Below are 14,263 nucleotides of genomic sequence, written 5' to 3'. Positions count from 1 at the left end.
GTCCCAAACACCCGCCGCCCCGCCGACTTCTCGCCTTTAGCTAAAGCCTATCGACCCGCCAGACCAGATCAGAATGAACGGTCCCCATTGTCGGACGCCATTGACGCCTGCCTCCTCAGGTTAGGGTCGCACCTCCAGCCCCAGGGCTTCGGCGATGGATGTCCACGGCACATATTTGAAGTTCTGGTTCTCGCCAGGCAGGACGTTGCGGCCGTCCTGAGCGACCATGGCGCCGTGCTCGAAGCCGGGGCCGAGATTGCGGCTGGTGACCTCCAGACCGTCCGTCTCCGACACGCCGTCGATGCCGCGCGCCCCGTCAGCGACGACGATGAAGGAGCCCAGATAGGCCTGATCGCCTTCGCGGCGGAACACGGCATAGCTGTCATTGCCCTGGCTGGAGACGATCAGATAGCCGCGCCCGCCGCCCAGGTCATAAAGACCCACGCCTTCCAGATCGTCCTTTAGCGCCGGGTTGTCGGTGACGCGGGCGACCATGGTCATGGCCGCGCCGCCGTCCGGTTCCGCCGACAGGCGCCACAGGCCGACGTCTTCCTCGGCCACATAGAGCTGGCCCGTGGCGTCATCGGCGACGCAACCCTCGACCTGGCTGGAGAAGGCGAAGTCACGCACGCGCACCGCGCGCACCTTGCCGTTTCCGGCGTCCACCAACTCCCACTGACGCTTCTCACCGTTGGAATCGTTGATGAAGACATAGGTCTTGCCGCTGCGGGTCGAGCGATACATGCACTGGCCATAGGGATCGCCCTGACCCGTCGGCTGAGCGCCGTCCGCCACATCGATCAGACGACGCGCCTCAGTGTCGAGACGATAGATGGCGACGGCCTTGTTGGTCCGGTCGCTGGCCGTGACCAGCACCACAGGCTGACCGCCCAACATGAAGCCTTCGCGCAGATCGACATTGTTCATCTTGCCGTCGGGCAGATGCTGCAGAAGGCGACCCTGCATGTCGTAGAGGTTCAGCCCCGCCTTCTTGTCCGTGCCGATGATCAGGCTGTTCGCCGGATTGGTCGGATCGGCCCAGATGGCCGGATCGTCGGCGGCGTCGCCGGGGCTGCCGACCGGCGCGGTTTCCGCCACGGCGACGACGGCGGGGAAGCGCGGCGCAGCCACTGCGCGGGCGTCCTGCGGCGTCCCGGCCGACAGGTTCAGCGCCCCAGTCAGGGCGGTGATCGACACCAGCTTGTAGTCAGGACCTGCGGCCGCATCCTCGTCCGTCACCACCAGAGCGCCTGACGGCAAGCCAATCAGCGGGGCGCCGACAGCCTGCAACGCGCCCGGCTCCTTGATCGCCGCGCCGTCGCGCCCGGTCAGACTGGCCGCCCCGAGGTAGGCGTCGCCCGCGCTGCGGTCATAGATGAACAGCCGCCCGCTGGAGGCGTCGGTCGCGATCAGATAGCGCGCACCCTGTCCGCCGTCATAGAGCGCCAGAGACCCGCTTTCCTCGCTGATCCGACCCAGACCGGCCGCGTCGACCAGGGCCGGGGCCGCGTCGGCCTCCGGGTCGCCGTTGAAGCGCCAGACGCCGACGGCCTGTTGCGAGGCATAGAGCTGGCCCGTCGCATCGTCGGCGACGCAGTATTTGATCTTGGACGGCAGGTTGATGCGACGCGCCGAACGAGCGTCCACCCGGCCCTCGGCATCGGCGTAGAGCAGCAGTTGTTCAATCTCGCCGCCGTCGCCCACGGCGAAGGCATAGAGGCCGCCGTCGCTGGCGTTGCGCAGCAGGCAGACGTCCTCGACGGCAAAGCCCAGAGGCACGGGCCGCGCCCCGACCTCGACCGGCGCGCCATCGCGCATGGCGAAAAAGCGCAGGCTGTTGTCGGTCTTGTCGGTCGACACCAGCAGGGTCTCAGCCCGGCCCTTGACCGGGAAACCATAGCGAACGTCCAGACCGCCAGCCTCGCCTGCCGAAACCCGCCCCAGGCGCGCGCCCGTCAGGTCAAGGACCTCCAGCCCGGCCAGGCCCGCCGCCGAGACCAAACGATGACCCCGCGCGTCCGCGCCCAGCACAATCACCCCGCTGCTCGCCTCGCCGGTCGAGCGGGTGTCGAGCGCCGCGGCCACGACCGGGGCGACAGCGTCCTGAGCTATAACGGCCCCGCCTATCGCCATCGCCAGCACCAGAGCGCTGGCCCCCAGAAGATTGTTCGTCAGTCGCTTGGTCATGGTCGCCCCCACACAGCCCTCGGCGCGCATGCGCCCCGGGCCCAGTAGGCAGGCTCTGCAAAGGATACGCGACGCCTAGGCGACAAGCCTGTGAGAAGATGTCAGCGACGCGCTCAAGGGCGACCAGGCTGCGCCGCTGGACAGAAGCTCCCGCCACGGCGGGCGAAAGCCGACAACCGCCCCCATCCGTAAGGCTCTCCGCTTCCCGCGGCGTCTTGGCTTTGAAGCCGCATCGCGGCGGCGCGCCGGCTGCTCGGCGTCGTTCGGGAGTTCTGACTCATGCGTTCGTCGGCCATCCGCAGTCCATCTCCGCCGCTGACAGCCCTCGTCCCGCCAGCCGTCCTTGACGCCCCTCGTCCGCTGCGGACCGCCATTGTACTTCCGTCCGGATGCACCTTCGCAGCCTCAGCGCCCAATTCCATGGAGACGGTGATCCGGACCCTGGTCGCCGCCATGCCGGGCCAGGACGTTCGCATATTCTGCGACGAAGGGGCCCAAGATCACGGCATGTCCAGCGTCCTGCCGCTTCGGATGGATAATCGACGCGGCGCCCTGCTTGAGGGCCTTCGCGCGTTCCAACCCGACCTGGTCGAGTGTCATCAGCAGGTAAAGCAGGCGGTGATCCTGGCTCGCTCCATGCCTGAGGCTCGGCACGTGCTCTACCGGCACAATGCGCTGAAGGCGCCGCGTCACCTGCTCGACGCCTGGCGTTATAACGCTCGCTACAAGGCCATGGACGGGTTCATCTTCGTCAGCGCTGCGGAACGCGCCGCCTTTACACACGCCTACCCCGCCCTGGCCAACCGAGCCTGGGCCGTGCCCAACCCCATCGACACAGGACCGTGGCTCGCCTCCCCGGATCAGCGCGAACCCGTCATCGCCTTCTCGGGACGGGCCATGCCCGAGAAGGGTCTGGACCTGGTCTGCGCCGCCCTGCCTTCCGTTCTCGATCGCCACCCTGGGTGGCGGGCCGTCCTGATGCTGGGCGACTGGATGCACCACCAAAAGTGGGCGGCGCCGCACGTGGCCGCCCTCCGTCCCTACGAGTCCCGGGTCACCGTGCTCCATTCGGCGCCGCTCTCGGAGGTTCAGCGCCAGATGAAGACAGCCGCCATCGCGCTAACGCCGTCAATGTGGGACGAACCGTTTGGCCTGACTGCGGTCGAAGCCCATGCAGCGGGCGCGGCCTTGATCACATCGGGGCGTGGCGGCCTGCGAGAGGCAAGCGGCCCCCACGCCCTCTATCTCAGCGATCTCACGCCCAGGACGCTAGTATCAGCGATCGAGGAGTTGATTGTTCAACCCAATCGACGCGTCGCCCTCGCACGCGCCGCGCAGCGCTATGTCATTGAAGTCCATGCCCCCCGCGTACGTGCGTCAGAACTGTTGGCCATCCGCCGCGCGATCGTCGCCGGCCGCTCCTTGGCGACGAAAGCGCCGCCCGACGCCATCGCGCGCGCCTTCGCTGAGACGCATGCCGATCAATGAGACGCATCTGTGCGGCAGCCCCGGCGCCCAGGTCCATTTCGCCAGGCCGCAAGGATCGTCATAAGGCCAACCGTCGGCGGGGATCAGCCCCATTTGACCCGCTTCACGGCCAGGTTGGAAAACGCAGATTTTCAGACTTGGCCGCGCGGAACCTTGTCTGCATCATTCACATTCAAAGAACGAAGGTGGGCGCCATAATTCAGCCAACAAAGCGTGAAGCGATTTTTCGCCCGCCTCCATTAATCGCAGCAGAAGGGCAGATCGATCTGCCCTTCTCTTGCAGAGGAACCGGGCGATGAAGCGAATTACCGTCTTGTTTTTACTAACATTTGCGTGGGGCACCCCTGCACACGCCTCATTCCTGGAAGGCGACGCGCTCGACTCTGCCGCCAACGTCATTTCGTGGATCGCCATTCTGATCGTGCCCGTGGTGCTGATCGGCGCCTTCTGGTGGGTCCACATCATGCCGGAGAAGATCGCCGAGAAACGCGAACATCCACAGCTCGCCGCGATCAAGGTCCTGTGCCTGCTCTCACTGGTGTTCGGCGGCCTGCTGTGGCCCCTCGCCTGGGTGTGGGCCTACACGCGGCCGGTGTTTCACAAGATGGCCTACGGCACGGATACGCTCGACGAGCAGGGCCACGCCGGCGACGCACTGGGCCTCGAACCGACGCCAGCGGAGGCCCCGCATGCGACGCCCGCGCCGTCGCCCGAAGACACCAGCGACCTGCGCCTGCGCATCGCGTCCCTTGAAAAGCAGTTGGCCGCCCTTGGCGCGCAGACGCTGAGCCCCCGCAGCATCGAAGAAGGCGGCGCCTGATGGAAGTCATCCTCCTGCTCATCTACGCCGGCATCGTCTGGCTGCTCTTCTTCAAGTTCAAGCTGCTGCCGTGGACCTTCGTCAGCCAGGTGATCGTCTTCACCCTGCCGATCATCGGCATGACCGCGCTGATCCTGATCCTCAACGTCGTCGCCCCCTCCTCGCCGGACGTCCGCGTCATCAACTACGTCGTCCAGGTCACGCCGCGCGTCACCGGTCGCGTGATCGAAGTGCCGATCGAAGCGAACACCCCGGTCAAGAAGGGGCAGGTTCTGTTCCGTATCGATCCGGAGCCGTTCGAACAGAAGCTTCAGGAACTCCAGTCGAAGCAACCGGAGCTCGAGGCCAAGCTCGACAGCGCCCAGGCTTACCAGCGCGAACTCGGTGAGCAGTTGAGGGGCGCGCGATCGGCGCGCGCCGCGTCGGAAGCCGATCTGGCGCTCGCCGTTCGCCGCGAAGCGCAGACGCGCGAGCTGTCGCGTACAGGCGCGGGTTCGGCCTTCGATCACGAGCAGGCGCAAACCGATGTCGCCAAGCGGCGCGCCGACCTGGCGCAGGCGACCGCCAGCGCCGCCCAGGTGCAACAGAAGCTCTCGGCCCTGACGCCGGGCGGCGACCTGTCGGACGTCGCCCAGGCGCGCGCCGCCCTGGAGCAGCTCAAGGCCCAGATCGCCTACGCGAAGTGGGAACTGGATCAAACGGTGTACCGCGCGCCGGCCGACGGCACCGTCGTGAACCTGCAACTGCGCCCCGGCTCCTACGCCGCACAGTTGCCGATGGTGCCGGTCATGTCCTTTGTCGAGGACGAACAGATGATCCTGGCGATGTATGCGCAGAACGAACTGCGCAATATCCGTCCCGGCGATGAGGCCGAGATCGCGCTGAAAACCTTCCCCAATCGCATTATCAAGGCGAAGGTGGATTCCATCGTCTGGTCGTCGGGCACAGGGCAACTGCCCCTCTCAGGCACTGTGCCGCAGACCGGCGCCGCGCCAATCCCGCCGGGCCGATTCGCGGTGCGGCTGAGGCCCACCGGTCGGGACGAGAAGACCTTCCTGCCGATGGGCGCCCAAGGCGTCGGCGCCGTCTACACGCAGCACGGCCATATGGTGCACATCGTCCGCAAGGTGGTCATGCGCGTCGGCACCAAGCTCGACCTGTTCGTGCTGAAGCTCCACTGAGGTCGTCGCCATGTCACCTCTTCGCACCGCGGCCTCGCTTGGACTAACGGCGGCCTTGCTCGCCGCTTGCGCGACCGCGCCCGAGCCGACGCCCGAAGGCACGCGCGCCGAAGCCCTGGGCCACGTGCAGGTCCCCTCGACCTGGGCGACGCCAGCGAACGCTGCGCCCGTCGAGGCCGGCTGGCTGGCGACCTTCAACGACCCGCAGCTCGACGCCCTTGTGACAGAAGCCCTCGCCCACAACGCGGATCTTGCGGCGGCGGCCGCCCGCGTCGAGCAGGCTGAGGCTCAGGTCGATCTGGCCACCGCGCAACTGCAGCCCGCGATCGGCGTCCTGGGGCGCGGGGGAACCAACTCCGTGTCCGACCTCGTCTCCATGTTCAACGGCGGCATGCTGCGCCTGACGTGGGAAGTCGATCTGTGGGGGCGGCTGCGTTACCAGCGCAACGCCGCCGTCGCCCAGCGCGACGCCAGCGAAGCCGACTTTCGCTTCGCCCGACAATCGCTGGCGGCGTCGGTGGCGCGCGCCTGGTTCATCGTGACGGAAACCGCGCAACAGGTTCGCCTTGCCAACGACATGGCGGCCGATGCGGAACGCCTGGTCAGCCTAAGCAATGACCGGCTCCGCGTCGGCGTGGGAACAGAAGCGGACGTCATGATGGCGCGCGCCAGCTACGCCGCCTACCGCGACGCCGCTCAGCAGGTCGGGATGGCGCATCGCAGCGCCGTGCGCGCCCTTGAGATCCTGGCGGGCCGCTATCCCTCCGCCACGATCGCACCGCGGAGCGAGCTCTCGCCCTTTCCTCCCAGCATACCTGCCGGCATGCCGCTGGAGGCGCTGGACCGCAGGCCAGACATGATCGCGGCGCAGCGACGCGTCGCCGCCGCCTTCAACCTCGTCGGCGAGGCCAGGAGCTCGTTCTGGCCCTCGCTGTCGCTGTCCGCCGGCTATGGACGCATATCGCGCGAGACGATTGACACCCAGCAGACCTTCGAGCGCACGACGTCCAGCGCCAGCGCCGCCACCGTCGTGCCGCTTTACACAGGAGGACGCCTCACCGGGACCGTGCGCCTGCGCGATGCCGAGCAGCGCTCAGCCGTCGCCAGCTATGCCCGCCTGGCCTTGCAAGCGCTCGGCGAGGTTGAAACCGCGCTCGACGCGGAAAACAGCTTGGCCTCGCGCGAGGAACTGCTGAGCATGGCCGTTCAGGACAGCCGACGCGCCGCCAGCCTGTCTCAGGACTCCTACCGGATCGGCAAGTCCGACCTCCGCGAGGTGATGCAGCGCCAGCTAGCCGCAAACGCCGCCGAGATAGCCGTGCTGGCGGTGCGCCGCGAGCGCCTGGCGCGCCGGGTCGATCTGCACCTGGCGCTTGGCGGCGACTTCGTGACGCCGCCAGAGCCCTGACGCCCCGACGCACGTCCTTGGCGTCGCCCGCCGTCTTCAGCCGCCGTCGAACATAGGCCAGCAGGACCCGGTTTTGCGCCGCGAGCGTCCGCCCCACCTCCTGTTCGTGACCGATCACGCCAGCACTCCCCCCATTGGAGCGTCATCAGGCACGCCTGGAGCGCGCCGCCTTGATACCCACCTCAATCTCCAAAAGCCGCAAATTCGGTGAAGGCTCGACGCCCCGGGCCGATGCAAAAAGGGACGCCGCAAGAGCGGCGTCCCAACGTTCCACGTCGTCGCAGGGGGGCTAAAAATGACGTGGAACGACGGCGCCTCCGGACAAGGCCGAGCGCGCCGATTCCGTCAGAAGCGGTAGCGCGCGCCGAGGCGCAGACCGCCGCCGCTCTGGCCGTCGCCGAACCGTCCTTCGCCCTGGATATAGGCCTGAAGACCGCTGGCCATCTTCAGCTGCGCCCCGATCAGGGTCCGGCCGTAGTTTTCCGGCCCCGTCATGACGACCTCATCGATCGCCAGGTTGCTGTGCAGCGCGCCCTTGAGGTCGGCGTCGAAGTCGTGAACCCGCTCGATCCCGAGCGACAGCACGAGCCAACGATCGCCCGTCAGCTCATACTGAGCCAAAGCCTGCCCGCCCAGGCGTCCGGAGAAGCCTTCCTGATCGTCGAACACCACGGACTGACCCAGGACCTCCAGGTCGTCCAGCGACGTGCTGAGATAGTCCAGACCGACCACGGGCTCGATGGCCAGGACGCCCACATCGAAACGATACCCCGCCTCAAAGCGCGCGCCCCAGGACAGCCCGTCCAGGTCCGACGTGAAGCCGGCGGCCTTGTCCTCGATCTCGAGCGCGTGGCTGTCGACCTTGATCAGGCCGGTGGCGAACAGCTTTTCCCGTCGCCAGGCGCCGTAGAGGCCCAGGTTGAAGGTCTGCATGTCGATGACCTGACCACCGCCTTCGAAGGTCAGGCTGGAATCGACATAGCCGCCCATCACGCCATAGGCCGCCTGACCACCCGCCAACGGCACAGCGCCAAGGGATGCGCCCATCTGGCCGCCGACCAGCGCCTGTTCATAGCCCAGGGCAAAGGCGCGGCCGCCGGACTCCCGATCAATCTGCACCCCGTGGGCCACGGCCCAAACGCGGCTGCCTTCGCCGCCGCTGGCGCGCGCCATGGCCTGTTCGGTGTCGAAGGCCTCGGCCGAAGCCCGCCAGGCGAAACGAAGACCTTCGGTGGCGCGCACGCTCTGGTGCACGGCAAGACCGGCCGAGGCGTCGATCTGGAAGACATGGGCCTCGTCGTCGAACGACAGCCGATAGCGGACCAGCCCCTGATCCGCATTGGCGAGGGAAAAGGCGTCCGCCTCGGTGTCCTCGCCGACCGTCACAAGGGTCAGGCTCTGATCCAGAAGGACGGCGTTTTCCGGCTTGACGCTCTGCAGCACCAGCGAGGTCCTGCCGGTCGCAACCCCGTTGATCACGAGGCTGTCGGCTGTCTGTCCATCGATGTCGAGCGCAACCCGCGCGTTGCCGGTGGCGGCATAGTCCCCGCTCAGGGTCAGGACGTCGCCAGCCCCCTCGTTCCGCAGATCGATCAGGCCGCCGTCGTTGGCAAACCGCTCCAGGCCGAGGAAGGACAGGTTGAGAGGCGCATCCGCCTTGGCGAACCGAACCACGCCCTGGTTGATGAACCGATCATCGCCGCCCCCCAGGTCATAGTCGGACGACAGGACCAGGGTCTCGGTGTTGGTCACCGTGTCGTTGCCGTCAGAAAACGTCACGCCCCTCGCGGCGCGTTCGATGTCGTCTTCACCGATGGCGATCCATCCGGGCGGAGGAGCCGCCTGATGCGTGGTCGCCGTCCCGGCGAAAGCGGTGGCCGGCAGCAGGGCGGCAAGCGCCACAGCCATGGCGGCGCCGGCCTTGAGCCGGGCGCCGTCCACGCGACCGGACATCGGGTTGAAATCGATCAAAGGCCATTCCCCCACACTGATCGTCATGATCTCTTGGGGAATGACGCCGCCTGAAGCGCCTCGCCTTACGCGCGCCCACCATTTTTCTTGAAACGCGTGCGGCGCGACACGCGGCGGCCTTCGCACCCTGTCCGGGTGCCGCGCCGCAAGCTTCATGGACGTCAAGGCGATCCGGCGGTCCCCCGAAGAAGGCCGCATCCGGACCCGCGCGCGGTTCCATCGCTGGCTGCCCGAGCCTGTTTGGGACTATCCTCGAGCGGATCGGCGCCTCCGCCCTGCCTATCTCGGCGGCTAGAACGACGCCTCAAATCCCAGGCGTAGCGTCAGGGGACGCAAGGGGGCGCCTTGCGGGTCGTGCAATTGATAGGGCGATCCCACCCCATATCGGATCGCCCAGGCGTCCATTGGATTGGAAACCCTCAACACGACCGCTCGATGCTCATCGCCCCAGCGCGCCTGAAGGTCTGCACGCCAATAGCCGCCCTGGATGACATCAAGGCCTGGTCCCAGACCTGGGCGAGATTTCCCGACATAGCGAAAATCGGCGCTGAGACTGGCGGGCCAGCGCGCAATCGACCCCAGATCATAGGCAGCGCCGAACTGTGCGCCCTTCCGGGCGACGTTGGGGATGTCACCGCCACTGACGCCGATGACGTGCGGCCCCTCAAACGTGAGATGGCTGTCGTTCAGGAACAGGCTTCCGGTCAGATCCAGCGTCGGAGTAGGCGACCAGGCCGCCTTGGCCTGGATGAAGCGCACCTCGCCGTCGCCGACATTGCTGGTGACGAGGTCCCCCCCCGGCGTGATGATGTCCGCCTGAACGTCACGCCAGTCCATCCAGCCGATCGAGGCCTCGGCGGTCCAGGACGAGGCCTGTCCGGTTCGAAGGCCGCCTTCAAGCAGAGTGAGGCGATCGGCGCGACGTCGCTCCAGGTCGCCTGCATCTTCGCTGACGCTGCCGGGCCGCGCCCCCCGGTCAAGACGCAGAAAGACCGCCGGTCCACGGCCCGGCGTCCACCGCAGGGCGGCCGTGGGGCTGAAAAAGGCCTCTGAACGGCTGGCGTCGGCAAAGAGCAGTTGCGCCCCGCCCTTGATCTGCCTCGCGCCATGCTCGCCCTGGGCTACCGACACCCGGCCGCCGAAAGCCACATCGAGCTTGGGCGTGACGGCGGCGACAACCTCGCCGAAAAGCGCGCCCTCAGCGAAATCCCGCACCAGCATATCCGCGGCCATCTCGTCACGGACGTCGACCGTGCGCCGGCTTCGAACCGTTTCGGCCTGGCCGACCGCCAGGGCGGCGCCGCCATTCAGGGTCAACATCCCCCCAGAGACCCACTCCAGTCGGGCCTCCAGCGACAAGGCGCTGACCTCCTGGCGGCGATCCGCCAAGATGGGCATAGCCGTGCCCGGCTCGCTGGCGTCAAAGGATTCGTCCAGAATCTGCCTCGATACGCCGGCGGAAAGCGTGACGCGAGACGCGCCTGCGCGATGATGGGCGATCACGCCGGCGAGCGACAGGGTGCTGTCATAAGGCTCCGCGAGCGCCTTGTGTTTCACCGGTTCGCTCTCACTGATCGCCACAGTCTGAGCGTCAGCAGCCGAAATCTTCTGGTGGAGGATCAGGCCGTCGATGGTCCAGCCGCCATACAGCGCCCGCGTCGATAGCCTGAAGCCCGCCGTGTCTGTGAAATCGGCGTCGTTCACGCCTCTCACAGGGTTCTCGAGAAAGCCGCCTTCACGACGGCCGTAGGCGACCAACCTCACGGCGGCCCGCGTCCCGATCGGCTCATTGAGCGTCAGCGCCAGGTCTTTTCCGAGGCCGCCGCCCGGCGTCATCGACAAGCCCCCAGCGAGGGACTGCCCTCGCTCCTGCAGGTTCGCTGGCCGAGGGTGCAGCCGGACCACCCCGCCGATCGAGCCCGCGCCGAACCGCGAGCTCTGCGGGCCTTCGAAAACTTCCACCCCCTGCATGTCAATCAGGGACAGGTCTGGATCAGGCGTGCCGTAGTTCAGTCGGAGATCGCCAAGATACTGCCCCACCGTGGCCTGCAGCGGCCCGTTGAAGGCGGAATCGGCTATGCCCCGCACGAACAGCTTGTTGCGTCCCGCCCCCTGGCGTGTGGAATCGACCGTCGCCGTCAGGTCCGACAAGGCCTCGCTGCCGGCGACGCCGCTAAATCGTTCCAGGGCGGACGCGGACATGACCGAGCGGCCGTTGGCCCCCTCCAGACCGCCTCGCGGCACGGTCGCCGTCACGATGACCTCATCGAGCACAGTCGGAGCGAGATCGGGGCCTCGGAAGCCTTGTGTATCCCGTCGCGGCGCCGGCGCGGGGGCGACCTCGATGCGATACATCCTGTCGGCCACCCGGACGGCCCGCGCGCCGACCGGTCTGAGCAGGCGATCAAACACCGCCTCCACATCGGACACGTGCGCGACGGCCGGACTGCGGCGCCCCCGCAGGTCCACCGCCACCACCACGTCGACGCCAGCGGCGGCCGCAGCCCGATTAACCGAGGCCAGCGTCGGCCCCGCCGGATATTCATGCGCCCCCGGGGGCTGCGGCTGGGAAACGGCCGCAGCCAGGGCGACGGCGAGGATCACGGCTCCGGCGCCGCGGTCACGCGCCAGGCGTCGCCGTCGGCGCTGATGGCGACGCCCAGCAAGGCCTCCAGTCGGGGTCGAAGCGCCTCGTCAGGCCCCCGAACCCCCATGCTGCCCGTAAAGCGACGATCGGCCAGATCGGGCGCTAGCCGGACAGGCCGACCAATGGCGCGCGCCAGGTCCTCGGCCACCGCCGCATAGGGCTCGTTGTCATAGACAAGCCGCCCGTCACGCCAGGCGTCCACCTCCGAGGCGGCGACGACGCGACGCGTCAGTTGTCCCTGTCTCACGACAAGCCCATCGCCAGGCCTGAGCGTGACAGCCTCCTGCTCGACATCGACGCGCACCAGGCCTTCCGACACGGCGACGCGAAGGCCGTCCTCCAGCCGGGTGACGTCAAATGCCGTCCCGAGGTCCGTCAGCACCGCGTCGCCGACGACCACCGAGAAGGGATGGCGGTCGTCATGGACGACCTCGACCAGAAACCGCCCCTGGTCCAGAGCCGCATATCGGGGTCGGGAATGATCAAGCGTGACCTGGGTGGCGCCGTCCAGATGAAGGCGCGTTCCGTCGGCCAGCGTCAGGGTGCGCTGCTCTCCCGGCGCGGTCTCGACCTGCCAGGTACGGGGACGCTCCTGCCAGATCCAGACCCCCGCGATCGCAGCCGCCGCAACCGATGCAGCGATCCAGAAACGCCGGGTCGGAGCCGTCCGTCGCAGCTTGGGTGCACGGGTGGTCAGGCTCTCCGGCGCGGATCTCAGCGCCTGCGAGACATCCGCCTCCTCGGCCGCCAGTCGCCAGTAGGCCTCAGCATGGCTCGGATCAGCGACCAGCCAGGCCTCCCATTCGTCCCAGGCGGCGAACCCTGGATCGTTGACGAGAACCAGCCAGCCCAAGGCCTCCCGCTCTAGCAATCGGTTGGTCTGGCTCATGCGCATGACTCTAGGACGCCGCGGATCGACTTACGCCTCATGATCGTCCTCCAGGTCCAGCAATACCGCATAGGCTCGACGCAGGTGCTTCTCGACCGTGCTCAGCCCCATGCCGAGATCAACTGCGATGGCGCGCTGGGTCTCGCCGCCGATCCTGTGGCGTCGGAAAATGACCGCCGCCGGGTCTCCCAGGGCTTCCAGGCGCGCCGCCACCGCCAGCAGGGTTTCGCGCGCGATGACTTGACGCTCGGCATCCGCATCGATCGCATCCCCTCGCTCAGGCGGCATGGCGTGGCTGCTCCAGGCCCCGTCCCTCGCGGCGGACCGTCGCTCCCCCCGCCGCCGATCAAGCATGACCGTATAGGCCATGCGATGCAGATAGGCTTCCGGGTTGGCGATGGGGCCGGATTGCGACCGAAGCCGCAGCCAGACGTCCTGCAGGACATCTTCGGCGTCGCCCGTCGCCCCCATGGCCCGAACACGTCGAAGCAACACCGGCCTCATATCGAGAAAGACCGCTTCAAGTCCGGCGGCCTGAGGCGAAGGCGGGGCTGTCATCGGCGCGCAATACACTCTGCGGCCGGGCCGCGTGCAACTGTTGATCTTCACAGAACACCACCACGCAGAGATCCTGGCGCCGCCAGCGACCAATGAGGTCAAGAGCGGCCCAAGGTGCGGACGGGGCAGGTGTTTGAACGGGCGGGTCTAACTCTCCCAGCCGTTCGGCGAGAAAATGACGATCATCACGCGCATTGCAAGCGGACAACACCCCTACCCCGTCTCGCCGAGGCGTCTCGGGTCCGCTCGACCCGGTCATCGGCGAAACTGCGCCAAGTGCGAAAGGGACTTCATCGTCGGCGGCGTCAGAATTCCAGTGAACAAGGGAAAGATCATGATGCTCGCCGCCGCCTCTTCGCCAGCCCCTGCTTCTACGGACCGCATCGGGCCGCTCTCGCCCGTCGCCCTGCATAGGCGCCGGCTGGCTCAGAGACTGGCGCGAGACGCCGATGCTGACGGTCGCTTCTGGTGTTCGGTCGTTACAACCGGCATCTACTGTCGGCCATCCTGCCCTTCTCGCCATGCGAGACCGGATCATATCCGCTTCCACGACACGCTCGACGATGCCCGCCGCACCGGCTTTCGCCCCTGCAGGCGATGCCATCCCGAAGGGCGCGGCCTGACGGAAGAGCGACGATTTTTGGTCGACAAGGCCTGCGAGATCATCCGGCGTTCCGGCGGCGCGGCGACAACCGCGGGCGTCGCGCAGGCCATGGGCGTCAGCCCCAGTCACCTCTACCGGGTCTTCCGGCAGGTTCTGAAGCAAACCCCCGGGACCTTTGCCCGGTCTATTCTCCGAGAACCGAAACCCAGCACAATCCGCTGTACCGGCTCAGCCTCACTTCAAGGCCGAGTTGCCAAGTGATTAGATGAGCCCGGATATGCGCCAAATACGCTGACGCATCCGACCTAGGGCCGGGTCTCAACTGGTCTCGCGACGGTCACGGCTCTTGGTTCAAAGCGCTGGGGCCGCCGGAGCCTCTGGCACGGCATCTTCAAGTCGCGGAGCCAGACGGCGGTTGAGCTGAGACTGGAGCCCAGACGACAGAAAGCCCCGCGGCGTTTGGCAGCGGGGCTTTGATGTTTTGGGTGCGGGAGCAGGATTTGAACCTGC

General features: G+C 67.2%; 10 protein-coding genes. 5 read left to right on the top strand and 5 right to left on the bottom strand.

Annotated elements, in window-relative coordinates; genetic code table 11:
* Positions 1-120: 120 nt before the first annotated feature.
* Complete coding sequence (locus CQ039_RS16250) at positions 121-2,187, bottom strand: phytase (protein WP_158256031.1); 2,067 nt, start codon at positions 2,185-2,187, stop codon at positions 121-123.
* A 420-nt stretch (positions 2,188-2,607) separates the two neighbouring features.
* On the opposite strand from CQ039_RS16250, the gene CQ039_RS16245 reads away from it, so the two are divergent.
* From CQ039_RS16245 to CQ039_RS16230, 4 genes are all read left to right on the top strand, one after another.
* Positions 2,608-3,675, top strand: coding sequence for a glycosyltransferase family 4 protein (locus CQ039_RS16245; protein ID WP_105564959.1), 1,068 nt, complete (start codon positions 2,608-2,610; stop codon positions 3,673-3,675).
* 295 nt (positions 3,676-3,970) lie between these two features.
* The gene (locus tag CQ039_RS16240; RefSeq protein WP_105564958.1) at positions 3,971-4,495 is read left to right on the top strand and encodes a DUF3302 domain-containing protein; all 525 of its coding nucleotides are present in this window, start codon (positions 3,971-3,973) and stop codon (positions 4,493-4,495) included.
* Positions 4,495-5,676: an HlyD family secretion protein gene (locus CQ039_RS16235; protein WP_105564957.1), complete on the top strand. Its 1,182-nt coding sequence runs from the start codon at positions 4,495-4,497 to the stop codon at positions 5,674-5,676. The genes CQ039_RS16240 and CQ039_RS16235 overlap by 1 nt, the downstream gene beginning before the upstream one ends.
* Positions 5,677-5,731: 55 nt before the next feature.
* Positions 5,732-7,084, top strand: coding sequence for an efflux transporter outer membrane subunit (locus tag CQ039_RS16230; protein ID WP_158256030.1), 1,353 nt, complete (start codon positions 5,732-5,734; stop codon positions 7,082-7,084).
* A gap of 345 nt (positions 7,085-7,429) precedes the next feature.
* On the opposite strand, the gene CQ039_RS16225 is transcribed toward CQ039_RS16230, so the two are convergent.
* The 4 genes from CQ039_RS16225 to CQ039_RS16210 all read right to left on the bottom strand — a co-directional run bounded on the left by CQ039_RS16225 (position 7,430) and on the right by CQ039_RS16210 (position 13,083).
* Positions 7,430-9,055, bottom strand: coding sequence for an autotransporter outer membrane beta-barrel domain-containing protein (locus CQ039_RS16225; RefSeq protein WP_158256029.1), 1,626 nt, complete (start codon positions 9,053-9,055; stop codon positions 7,430-7,432).
* Between the two features lie 291 nt (positions 9,056-9,346).
* Positions 9,347-11,659, bottom strand: coding sequence for a TonB-dependent receptor (locus tag CQ039_RS16220; protein WP_105564954.1), 2,313 nt, complete (start codon positions 11,657-11,659; stop codon positions 9,347-9,349).
* A complete protein-coding gene (locus tag CQ039_RS16215) occupies positions 11,656-12,591 on the bottom strand; it encodes a FecR domain-containing protein (protein ID WP_158256028.1) in 936 nt (311 codons plus the stop codon). Before CQ039_RS16215 ends, CQ039_RS16220 begins: the two co-directional genes overlap by 4 nt.
* Before the next feature lie 30 nt (positions 12,592-12,621).
* Complete coding sequence (locus CQ039_RS16210; protein ID WP_199183681.1) at positions 12,622-13,083, bottom strand: RNA polymerase sigma factor; 462 nt, start codon at positions 13,081-13,083, stop codon at positions 12,622-12,624.
* A 241-nt stretch (positions 13,084-13,324) separates the two neighbouring features.
* Between CQ039_RS16210 and CQ039_RS16995 the strand changes: the two genes are divergently transcribed.
* Complete coding sequence (locus CQ039_RS16995) at positions 13,325-14,014, top strand: Ada metal-binding domain-containing protein (protein ID WP_105564951.1); 690 nt, start codon at positions 13,325-13,327, stop codon at positions 14,012-14,014.
* Positions 14,015-14,263: the final 249 nt, after the last annotated feature.

This window comes from Brevundimonas sp. MYb52 (assembly GCF_002979535.1).
Taxonomy (GTDB): Bacteria; Pseudomonadota; Alphaproteobacteria; order Caulobacterales; family Caulobacteraceae; genus Brevundimonas.
This window is presented reverse-complemented; position numbering and strand designations above follow the sequence as displayed.

Bases quoted from the DNA above. Each gene is read 5' to 3' on its own strand.
- CQ039_RS16215 (WP_158256028.1), bottom strand. From the start codon at position 12,591: ATGAGCCAGACCAACCGATTGCTAGAGCGGGAGGCCTTGGGCTGGCTG.
- CQ039_RS16250 (WP_158256031.1), bottom strand. From the start codon at position 2,187: ATGACCAAGCGACTGACGAACAATCTTCTGGGGGCCAGCGCTCTGGTG.
- CQ039_RS16995 (WP_105564951.1), top strand. From the start codon at position 13,325: ATGACGATCATCACGCGCATTGCAAGCGGACAACACCCCTACCCCGTC.
- CQ039_RS16245 (WP_105564959.1), top strand. From the start codon at position 2,608: ATGGAGACGGTGATCCGGACCCTGGTCGCCGCCATGCCGGGCCAGGAC.
- CQ039_RS16235 (WP_105564957.1), top strand. From the start codon at position 4,495: ATGGAAGTCATCCTCCTGCTCATCTACGCCGGCATCGTCTGGCTGCTC.
- CQ039_RS16240 (WP_105564958.1), top strand. From the start codon at position 3,971: ATGAAGCGAATTACCGTCTTGTTTTTACTAACATTTGCGTGGGGCACC.